This window comes from Acinetobacter sp. AL9 (assembly GCF_041464035.1).
Taxonomy (GTDB): Bacteria; Pseudomonadota; Gammaproteobacteria; order Pseudomonadales; family Moraxellaceae; genus Acinetobacter; species Acinetobacter towneri.
This window is the reverse complement of the sequence record NZ_JAYFSK010000222.1, coordinates 1-273: the sequence shown is the minus strand read 5'-3', so window position 1 is coordinate 273 and position 273 is coordinate 1. Positions and strand designations below refer to the sequence as shown.

Genomic DNA, 273 nt, shown 5'->3' with positions numbered 1-273 from the left:
TTCAACATCTGGAAGTATCAAATCAACAATTAGATGCCAAAGTTCAACATCTTGAAGTCACCAATCAGCAATTAGATTCTAAAGTTCAGCATCTTTCTATTCTCAATCAAAAATACGAGCATGAACTCGCACTATTTAAACAGCACAAATTCGGCAGTAAAAACGAACATCTCACCGCAAAACAAATCCATCTGTGGGATGAGGCGGTCGAAGAAGATATCGCAGCCGTTGATCTGGAATTAGAACGATTAAATGCAGATAAAACCCATGCAG

The 273-nt window shown here is 38.5% G+C and carries 1 pseudogene; it reads left to right on the top strand.

The window, feature by feature from the left end:
- Positions 1-273: pseudogene (locus tag ACEO2X_RS14430) on the top strand (IS66 family transposase); the annotation flags it as partial.